The following is a 9025-nucleotide window of genomic DNA, read 5'->3' as shown; positions in this document are numbered from 1 at the left end:
GAGGACGAGCGCGGAGCGCGACAAGGGGGGTCTGGGGGCGCAGCCCCCAGGTACGGGACGGCGCAGCCCCCAGGTACGGGACGGGTAGGGGCGGAGGGGGCGAGGGGGTGACCGGGGCGACGGGGTGACCCGTCGGGTCGGCCCATCCGTGCGGCTGCGCGCTCGCCTGGCCCGCGCCCTGTACGGACCGGACACACGGATTCCGAAGCCCACGGCCGAGGAGTACCGGGAGCTCACGAGAGGGGACCATCACCACTGAGTCCGCGCAGCACCTCGGCCCTGCACTCGGCCGGGCTGCCCCACGCGGTACGCAGGGCGCGGGCCTTGGTCAGCCACAGGGACAGGTCGTACTCGGCCGTGTAACCGATCGCGCCGTGCAACTGGAGCGCGGTACGGGCGGTGCCGTACGCCCCCTCACAGGCCTTCACCTTCGCGGCGGCCACGTCCGCCGGCGCCATCGACAGGGCGGCCCCGAAGAGGAGCGGCCGCGCGGACTCCAGGGCGATCTTCGCGTCGGCGAGCTGATGCTTCACAGCCTGGAAAGACCCGATGGGAACCCCGAACTGAGTGCGCTGCTTGACGTAGGCGACGGTCCGGTCGAGCAGGGCGAGCCCCACCCCGAGGGCCTGCGCCGCGGTGGCCAGGCGGGCCCAGGTGAGGGCGCGGGAGGCCGCCCGGGTGACACGGGGTCCGGCGGCGAGGAGCTCGCCACCCGGGAGGGGGAGAGCGAGGTGGCGGGCGGGGTCGAGGGAAGGGCGCGGGGAGGCGGATACGCGCTGCGGGGCGGCGCCCGCGCCCGCGGACGCTGTGTGCTGGCCCGCGCCCGCGCCGGTGCCCGCGCTCGTACCCGCGTCCGCGTGCGCGCCCGCGCTCGTACTTGCGTCCAGGTCCGCACCCGTGCCCGTGCTCGTGCCTGCGCTCGTACCCGTGCTCGTACCTGCGCCCGTGCCCGTACCTGCGCCCGTGCCCGTGCCCGTACCCGCGCCCGAGTCCTCGCCCGCGCTGGTGCTCGTGCCCATGCCTGTGCTCGGGCCCGAGTCCGCGCCCGTGGTCGTGTTTGCCTCTGCCTTCGTGACTGTGTCCTGGGGTGCATCCGCGCCCGGGTGCGTGCCCGCGTCGGCCTGGCCTGTGCCGCCCGCCGGTCGCGCGGTCGATGAGGGTGCGAGGAGCCGGGGCTGCGACAGGCGCAGCTCGGCGTTCTCACCCTCACCGCTCATCGTCAGCTGTAGGTTCGCCGTGTTTCCGTCCAGCACCCACGGCCCCCCGCCCGGCAGGGCCACCGTGGCCATGGTCTCGCCCGAGGCGAGCGGCGGAAGCAGTCGCTTGGCCGGCCCCGACTCGCCCAGCTCGGAGAGCAGCGCCGCTGCCGTCACCGTCTCCACCAGGGGCCCCGGCACCCCGTGGCGGCCCAACTCCACGAAGGCCACGGCCAGTTCCACAGCGAGGGGGCCCACACCCTCGTACGCTTCCGGGACGGCGAGAGCGAACACGCCCGCGTCGGCGAGGCGGGACCACAGGGCGCGGCCGGGCGCCGGGTCGCCGGCGGCCCACGCGCGGACGGCGGACGGCGTGTCCGCGGACGTCAGCATCGCGTCCAGCGAGGCGGCGAAGGCGCGCTGTTCGGCGTCGAGCAGGAAGCGCATCAGCGGCGGCCCTTCGGGAGGCCGAGCAGGCGCTCGGCGATGATGTCGCGCTGGATTTCGTTGGTCCCGGCGTAGACGGGGCCGGCGAGGGAGAAGACGTACCCCTCGGCCCAGTCGCTGTCCGCCAACTCGCCCTCCGTGCCCAGCAGATCGAGCGCCGTCTCGTGCAGCGCGATGTCGTACTCGGACCAGAACACCTTGTTCAGGCTGGACTCCGGGCCGATCTCCCCCACTCTCGGCTCCGCTCGAGCGGAGGCGCCCCCACCTCCGTCAAGGAGGCGGGAGGCGTTGGCATATGTGAAGAGCTGATACGCGCGGGCGTCGATCACCGCGTCGGCCACCCGGTCGCGCAGGGCCGTGTCCGAGGGGTCTGCCCGGGTGTGCCAGAGGTCGACCAGGCGGTCGGCGGCGGCGAGGAAGCGGCCCGGTGAGCGCAGCGTCAGACCCCGCTCGTTGCCCGCCGTCGACATCGCGACGCGCCAGCCCCGGCCCGGCTCGCCGATCACGTCCTCGTCCGGGACGAACACGTCGTCAAGGAAGAGTTCGGCGAAGGCCGGTTTGCCGTCCAGCCGGCCGATCGGGCGGACCGTCACGCCCGGCGCGCGCAGGTCGAACATCAGGTAGGTGAGCCCTTGGTGGGGTCGGGGAGTGTCCGGCTCGCTGCGGAAGAGACCGAACGCACGGTCGGCGAACGCGGCCCGCGACGACCACGTCTTGTGCCCACGCAGCAGCCAGCCCCCGTCCGTGCGCACCGCGCGGGACGTCAGTGACGCCAGGTCGGAGCCCGCCCCGGGCTCGGACCACGCCTGCGCCCAGATGACCTCGCCGGTGGCCATCGACGGCAGCACCCGCGCGCGTTGCTCCCGTGTGCCGTGGTCCAAGAGGGTCGGCGCGAGCAGGCTGATGCCGTTCTGGCTGACCCGCCCGGGCGCGCCCGCGGCGTAGTACTCCTCCTCGAAGACCAGCCATCGCACGATGTCCGCGCCCCGGCCGCCGTACGCCGTCGGCCACGACACCACCGACCAGCGGTCCGCGGCCAGTTCGGCCTCCCACGCGCGATGGGCGGCAAAGCCCTCCTCGGTCTCCAGGGAGGGGAGGGGGACGGCCGGGACATGGGCGTCCAGCCAGGCGCGGGCCTCGGCGCGGAACGCCTCGTCGGCGGGGGAGTGGGCGAGATCCATCGACGGCACCTTTCGGCGGCGGGCTCCGGCGGACTTGGCGGCAAGCTTCCCTAACAAGTGTTTGGTAGGTTAGCGTGGAGTCATGAGCGACGTCGAGAGTCCGGCGTACGTACCCGGGCACGGGCTGCTGAAGGGGCGCACCGCCGTGATCACCGCGTCGGCGGGCGCCGGTATCGGCGGGGCCACGGCGCGCCGGTTCCTGGAGGAGGGCGCGCGCCTGCTGGTCAGCGACGCGCACGCGCGCCGGCTCAAGGAGACCGAGCGGGCACTCGCCGAGGAGTTCGGCGCCGCCCACGTGACCGCGCTGCCCTGCGACGTCACCGACGAGGACCAGGTCCAGGCCCTCTTCGACACGGCCGTGCGGCTGCACGGCGGACTGGACATCGTCGTCAACAACGCCGGCCTGGGCGGCACTTCCCCCCTCGTGAACATGACCGACGAGCAGTGGTCGAAGGTCCTCGACGTGACGTTGAACGGCACGTTCCGGTGTACGCGGGCTGCGTTGCGGGCGATGAAGGAAGCCGGCGGCGGTGTGATCGTCAACAACGCCTCCGTCGTCGGCTGGCGCGCCCAGGGCGGGCAGGCCCACTACGCCGCGGCGAAGGCCGGGGTCATGGCGCTCACCCGGTGCGCCGCGATCGAGGCGGCCGCGTACGGGGTGCGGGTCAACGCCGTCTCGCCGAGCCTCGCCATGCACCCGCACCTGGTGAAGGTGACCACGCCCGAGCTCCTCGAGGAACTGACCGCCCGCGAGGCCTTCGGGCGGTACGCCGAGCCCTGGGAGGTGGCCAACGTGATCGTGTTCCTGGCGTCCGGCTACTCCTCGTACCTGACGGGCGAGGTCGTCTCTGTCAGCAGTCAGCACGCCTAGGACCACAATGGACCCGTGCCTACCAAGAAGAAGCCCCAGGTGACCGCCACCCCCGAGCGGCGCCGCGAACTGCTCGGCACCGCCGCCGAGGTCTTCGCCGAGCAGGGCTACAACGCCACCACCGTGCGCAAGATCGCGGACGAGGCCGGAATGCTCGCGGGCAGTCTCTACTACCACTTCGACTCCAAGGAATCGATGCTGGAGGAGATCCTGCGGACCTTCCTCGACGAGCTCTGGGACGGGTACGACGCCGTCCTGGACGCCGAGCTCGGCCCCCGGGAAACCCTGGAGGCCCTGGTCACGGAGTCCTTCCGGGAGATCGACCGGCACCGCGCGGCCGTCGCGATCTACCAGAAGGAGTCCCGGCACCTCGCCGCACAGCAGCGCTTCGCGTTCCTCGCCGAGTCGCAGCGCAACTTCGAGAAGGCGTGGCTGAGCACGCTCGAGCGCGGCGTCGACGCCGAGGTCTTCCGGGCCGATCTCGACATCCGGCTCACCTACCGGTTCGTGCGCGACACCGTGTGGGTCGCCGCGTCCTGGTACCGGCCCGGCGGTCAGCACAGCCCGGAGGAGATCGCCCGGCAGTATCTGTCGATGGTCCTCGACGGGATCTCCGTACGCGAATAACCCCTATCTGCCAGGGAGTTGTCATGGCCGAGGCCTATATCGTCGAAGCGGTCCGTACGCCCGTCGGGCGGCGCAGGGGAGGGCTGAGCGGTGTCCACCCGGCCGACCTCGGCGCGCATGTCCTCAGGGCTCTGGTCGAGCGGTCCGGCGTGGACCCGGCCGCCGTGGAGGACGTGGTCTTCGGCTGTCTGGACACGGTGGGGCCGCAGGCCGGGGACATCGCCCGCACCTGCTGGCTGGCGGCCGGGCTGCCCGAGGAAGTACCGGGGGTGACCGTCGACCGGCAGTGCGGATCCTCCCAGCAGGCCGTGCACTTCGCCGCGCAGGGCGTGCTGTCCGGCACCCAGGACCTGGTGGTCGCGGGCGGTGTCCAGAACATGAGCCTGATACCCATCGCCTTCGCCTCCCGCCAGGCCGCCGAACCTCTCGGCCTCACCGAGGGACCCTTCGCGGGCAGCGAGGGCTGGCGGGCGCGCTACGGCGACCGGCCCGTCAACCAGTTCCACGGCGCCGAGCTGATCGCCGCCAAGTGGGGGATCAGCCGCCGCGACCAGGAGGAGTTCGCGCTCCGCTCGCACCAGCGGGCGATCCGCGCCATCGACGAGGGCCGCTTCGCGCGCGAGACCGTCGCCTACGGGGAGGTCACGGTCGACGAGGGGCCGCGCCGGGACACCTCGCTGGAGAGGATGGCGGCCCTGACCCCGGTCGTCGAGGGCGGCACCATCACCGCCGCCTGCTCCTCCCAGGTCTCCGACGGCGCCGCCGCGCTGCTGCTCGCCTCCGAGCGGGCCGTACGGGAACACGGCCTGACGCCCCGCGCGCGCGTGCACCATCTCTCCGTCCGCGGCGAGGACCCCATCCGTATGCTCTCGGCCCCCATCCCGGCGACGGCTTACGCCCTGAAGAAGACCGGCATGTCCCTCGACGACATCGACCTCGTCGAGATCAATGAGGCCTTCGCCCCGGTCGTCCTCGCCTGGCTCAAGGAGACCGGCGCAGACCCGGCGAAGGTCAACGTCAACGGCGGCGCGATCGCCCTCGGCCACCCCCTCGGCGCCACGGGCGTGAAGCTGATGACGACACTCCTGCACGAACTGGAGCGCACCGGCGGCCGTTTCGGCCTGCAGACCATGTGCGAGGGCGGCGGTCAGGCCAATGTGACGATCATCGAGAGGCTCTGACGGCGGCGTCACCATCACCGAGAGGCTCTGATTCGGATCACGGAGCGGATCTGAGCGGCTCGAGAGACTTCAGTGTCTCCTCCGCCTCGGCCAGGATCCGGTCCACCAGTTCCGCGCAGGACGGCAGGTCGTCGATGATCCCGGCGACCTGCCCGCTCGCCATCACCCCGAGGTCCGTACGTCCGTCCACCATGGAGGACTTGAGCAGCATGGGTGTGTTGGCGGCGAGCAGGACCTGACTCCAGGAGAGGTCCTTGCCGTGCTTGAGGGCGAGGCCCTCGCGGATCATCCGGTTCCAGGACAGGCCGGACATCCGCCGGAACCCGGCGGCCCTGCGTACGGCCTGGACCAGCGCTCTCGTACGGCCGGAGTTCTCGAGGGAGTCGACGAGTTCGCTGCGCAGCATGCGGTGCGGCAGCCCGTCGACGGCCCTGGTGACCGTGACGTCGTTGACCGTCGCCGCCAGGTAGCTCGCCTTCACCGCGTCGGGCACGGGGGAGTCCGAGGTGAGCAGGAAACGCGTGCCCATGGCGACACCCGCCGCCCCGTACGCCAGCGCCGCCACCAGCCCCCGCCCGTCGCAGAAGCCGCCCGCCGCCACGACCGGGAGGTCCACCGCGTCCACCACCTGCGGCAGCAGCACGCTCGTCGCCACCTCGCCGGTGTGCCCGCCGCCCTCGCCGCCCTGCACGATCACCGCGTCGGCCCCCCACGCGGCCACCTTCTCGGCATGCCGGCGCGCCCCGATGGAGGGGATGACGACGACGCCCGCCTCCTTCAGCTGGGCGATCAGCTCGCGCGAGGGAGCGAGCGCGAAGGACGCGACCCGCACCCCCTCGTCGATGATGATCCGGACCCGGTCGCCCGCGTCCCCCGCGTCGGCGCGCAGATTCACCCCGAACGGCTCGCCGGTACGGCACCTGACCTCGCGCACCGCGTCCCGCAGCCGGTCGAGCGTCATCGTCGCGGAGGCCAGGATGCCCAGGGCGCCGGCGTCCGCGGTGGCCGAGACCAGGCGGGGACCCGCCACCCAGCCCATGCCGGTCTGCACGATCGGATGGCGGACCCCGACCAGCCGGGTGAGCGCGGTCTCCATCAGCGCCCGACCTCCCGGTCCCGGGCGCCGCTCGGGTCGATGACCTCGCGGATCAACTCCAGTTCCTCCGGCGTCGGTTCGCGGGTGAACGGCACCTCGTCGGGGACCGTCAGCTCGAAGCCCGTCGCCGCCCTCACCCGCTCGAGCGTGATGCCGGGGTGCAGTGAGGCAAGACGCATCGAGTGGTCCGGGGTGGCGAAGTCGAGGACGGCGAGGTCGCTCACCACGCGCGGCAGGCGGTGGAAGCGGGTGGCGCTCGGCCCCGCGGCGGCGGCGCGGTCGTACCCCACCCCGCACACCATGTCGACCCGCTCGACGAAGACGCGCGGCGAGTGCCTGGGGACCCAGTAACTGGTCGGATTGTTGAGGGTGTTGACCGGGGCGCCGCGCACCCCCAGCAGCTGGCGGCGGGGTCTGGTCCAGTCGCCGATGCAGGAGATGTTCTGGTTGCCGAAGCGGTCGATCTGACTCGCGCCCATCATCACGTGCCGCCGTCCGCCCGTCACCATGGTGAGATGTCTGCGGTACGGCAGCCAGCCCTCCGTGGTGCCGTCGAGGCCCACGAGCATCGCCTCGCCGTCGGTCAGCAGCAGGTCGGGCGAGAAGGTGCGCTTGGCGAGGCGGGCGCCGATGGACGGGATCAGACCCATGGGGGCGGCGAGCACCTCGCCGTTGTCCCGCCAGGCCTCGGCGCAGGCGATCACGCAGTACTCGGCCGGGGTCGCCCTCACTGGTTCCGCTCCTTCTGCCAGGCCTCGACGGCGCTTTGGTAGGCGTGCTCGTCGCCGCCGAGGAACCGTTCGGCGAACTCGGCGTACGGCGTGGTGGCGTACAGCTTCTGGAAGGCCTCGTCGCGCCCGTAGTCGGGGACGCACGAGGTGAAGTGCGCGCCGTTCGGTGTCTCCACGACGCCCGTCACACTCGACCGGTGGAGCAGCAGGGTCTGCGGCGCGGCCTCCTTGGTCAGCTCCGCCGTATCGACGATGCGCTCGCAGGAGACGTACGCCGTGTCCGCCGCCTCGCAGAACAGGTCGTCGAAGTACGGGTCCGGGCCGAGATACTGGCCGTTGCCGAGGCGGTCCGCGCGGTTCAGGTGGACCAGCGCGGCGTCCAGGCGCAGGGCGGGCATGGCGACGAACTCCTCGCGGAACCCTGAGGACGCGTCGGCGTACGGCGAAGTGACCGTCCGCAGGTCCGGATTGACCCGCATCACGTCCGAGCCGATGCCCGCCCGCACGGGCAGGAACGGCAGCCGGTTGGCGGCGGCGTGCAGCCCCCACATGAACATCGCCTCGTCGACCTCCGTCAGCTCGAAGGCGCCACGCTCGCGTGCCGCGCGGTAGTGCGGTTCGAGCGGGATCGAGTCGAGGGTCGCGAAGGCGGTGACGAGCCTGCGTATCCGTCCGGCGGCGGCCAGCAGACCCACGTCCGGACCGGCGTAGGAGACGACGGTGAGATCGGTGATCTCGGAGCGGAGCAGTGCTCTCACCAGGGCCATCGGCTTGCGGCGCGAGCCCCAGCCGCCGATGCCGAGGGTCATCCCGCTGCGCAGACGCCCGACAACTTCCCGCACCGACATGGTCTTGTCGCTCACTGGGCGGCCTCCTTGCCGAAGGTGTCGCGGACGCGGTCGGCCACGCCGCTCAGATTGGCCTCGAAGGTGAAGCCCTGCTCGAAGCGGTAGCTGCGGCGCACGTCGACGGGGTCGATGCCGTTGATCGCGGCCTTCGCGAGCCGGATGAGGTGAGAGTCCTTGGCGGCTATCTCGTGGGCCAACTCCAGGGCGGCAGCGCGCAGTTCCGCACGCCGTACGACCCTCCACACCGAGCCGTGCGCGTGCAGCTCGGCCGCCGTCGCGGTGCGCGAGGTGTAGTACAGGGCGCGCATCAGGTGCTGCGGGACGAGGCGGGCCAGATGTGTTGCCGCGCCGAGCGCGCCGCGGTCCAGCTCGGGCAGGCCGAAGGTGGCGTCCTCGCTCGCCACGATCGCGTCCGCGTTGCCCGCGAGTCCTATCCCGCCGCCCAGGCAGAAGCCGTGCACCGCCGCGACGACGGGCACCTCGCACTCGTACACCGCGGCGAAGGCCTCGAAGCAGCCGCGGTTGGCGCCGATGAGCGCGCGATGGCCCCGCCTGTCGCGCTGCATCTCCTTGATGTCGACGCCCGCGTTGAAACCGCGCCCCTCGGCCGCCAGCACGACACAGCCGATCGCGGGGTCGCGGCCTGCCGCGCGGACGGTGTCGGCCAGGTCGAACCAGCCGCGCACCGGCAGCGCGTTCACCGGCGGGAAGTCGACCGTGACGACCGTAATCCCCTTTTCCGGGGACGAGGTGGAGACACCCATGGGCGCATCAGCTACCTTTCCACCAAACGTTTGTTAGGCAATCTCGAAGCTAGCAGCGATTGCATCCGCGCGGGAGGCCCTGT

8 protein-coding genes and 2 pseudogenes are annotated in these 9025 nt (G+C 72.1%); 3 read left to right on the top strand and 7 right to left on the bottom strand.

Annotated elements, in window-relative coordinates:
- Positions 1-233 precede the first annotated feature (233 nt).
- From AB0D27_RS36650 to AB0D27_RS36640, 3 genes and pseudogenes are all read right to left on the bottom strand, one after another.
- Positions 234-758, bottom strand: a pseudogene (locus AB0D27_RS36650) (acyl-CoA dehydrogenase family protein); the annotation flags it as partial.
- A gap of 423 nt (positions 759-1181) precedes the next feature.
- Positions 1182-1643: pseudogene (locus AB0D27_RS36645) on the bottom strand (acyl-CoA dehydrogenase family protein); the annotation flags it as partial.
- The gene (locus AB0D27_RS36640; protein WP_362517376.1) at positions 1643-2824 is read right to left on the bottom strand and encodes an acyl-CoA dehydrogenase family protein; all 1182 of its coding nucleotides are present in this window, start codon (positions 2822-2824) and stop codon (positions 1643-1645) included. The pseudogene AB0D27_RS36645 and the gene AB0D27_RS36640, both read right to left, overlap by 1 nt.
- 82 nt (positions 2825-2906) lie before the next feature.
- Here AB0D27_RS36640 and AB0D27_RS36635 point away from each other — a divergent pair, with 82 nt between their 5' ends.
- The 3 genes from AB0D27_RS36635 to AB0D27_RS36625 are packed head-to-tail and all read left to right on the top strand — an operon-like array spanning position 2907 to position 5503.
- Positions 2907-3695 carry an SDR family oxidoreductase gene (locus tag AB0D27_RS36635; RefSeq protein WP_362517373.1) on the top strand — a complete coding sequence of 263 codons (789 nt, stop codon included), beginning with the start codon at positions 2907-2909 and terminating at the stop codon, positions 3693-3695.
- A gap of 15 nt (positions 3696-3710) precedes the next feature.
- Positions 3711-4322 (top strand): TetR/AcrR family transcriptional regulator, encoded by a 612-nt coding sequence (locus tag AB0D27_RS36630; protein ID WP_362517371.1) that lies wholly within the window; start codon positions 3711-3713, stop codon positions 4320-4322.
- Between the two features lie 23 nt (positions 4323-4345).
- Positions 4346-5503 carry an acetyl-CoA C-acetyltransferase gene (locus AB0D27_RS36625; RefSeq protein WP_362517368.1) on the top strand — a complete coding sequence of 386 codons (1158 nt, stop codon included), beginning with the start codon at positions 4346-4348 and terminating at the stop codon, positions 5501-5503.
- Between the two features lie 37 nt (positions 5504-5540).
- On the opposite strand, the gene AB0D27_RS36620 is transcribed toward AB0D27_RS36625, so the two are convergent.
- Genes AB0D27_RS36620 through AB0D27_RS36605 form a run of 4 tightly spaced genes read right to left on the bottom strand, consistent with a single transcriptional unit; the run spans position 5541 to position 8942 of the window.
- Complete coding sequence (locus AB0D27_RS36620; protein WP_362517365.1) at positions 5541-6599, bottom strand: nitronate monooxygenase; 1059 nt, start codon at positions 6597-6599, stop codon at positions 5541-5543.
- A complete protein-coding gene (locus AB0D27_RS36615; protein ID WP_362517362.1) occupies positions 6599-7330 on the bottom strand; it encodes a CoA-transferase in 732 nt (243 codons plus the stop codon). The genes AB0D27_RS36620 and AB0D27_RS36615 overlap by 1 nt, the downstream gene beginning before the upstream one ends.
- Entirely contained in the window at positions 7327-8193 is an 867-nt protein-coding gene (locus tag AB0D27_RS36610) for a CoA-transferase (RefSeq protein ID WP_362517359.1), read from the bottom strand. The genes AB0D27_RS36615 and AB0D27_RS36610 overlap by 4 nt, the downstream gene beginning before the upstream one ends.
- A complete protein-coding gene (locus tag AB0D27_RS36605; protein WP_362517356.1) occupies positions 8190-8942 on the bottom strand; it encodes an enoyl-CoA hydratase family protein in 753 nt (250 codons plus the stop codon). Before AB0D27_RS36605 ends, AB0D27_RS36610 begins: the two co-directional genes overlap by 4 nt.
- Positions 8943-9025: the final 83 nt, after the last annotated feature.

Source organism: Streptomyces sp. NPDC048415 (assembly GCF_040651675.1).
In the GTDB taxonomy this organism is placed as follows: domain Bacteria; phylum Actinomycetota; class Actinomycetes; order Streptomycetales; family Streptomycetaceae; genus Streptomyces.
The sequence above is the reverse complement of the archived record's forward strand: the minus strand, read 5'-3'. Positions and strand labels throughout refer to the sequence as shown.

Coding starts and splice junctions, on each gene's coding strand:
- AB0D27_RS36640 (WP_362517376.1), bottom strand. CDS start 2,824: ATGGATCTCGCCCACTCCCCCGCCGACGAGGCGTTCCGCGCCGAGGCC.
- AB0D27_RS36625 (WP_362517368.1), top strand. CDS start 4,346: ATGGCCGAGGCCTATATCGTCGAAGCGGTCCGTACGCCCGTCGGGCGG.
- AB0D27_RS36635 (WP_362517373.1), top strand. CDS start 2,907: ATGAGCGACGTCGAGAGTCCGGCGTACGTACCCGGGCACGGGCTGCTG.
- AB0D27_RS36605 (WP_362517356.1), bottom strand. CDS start 8,942: ATGGGTGTCTCCACCTCGTCCCCGGAAAAGGGGATTACGGTCGTCACG.
- AB0D27_RS36620 (WP_362517365.1), bottom strand. CDS start 6,599: ATGGAGACCGCGCTCACCCGGCTGGTCGGGGTCCGCCATCCGATCGTG.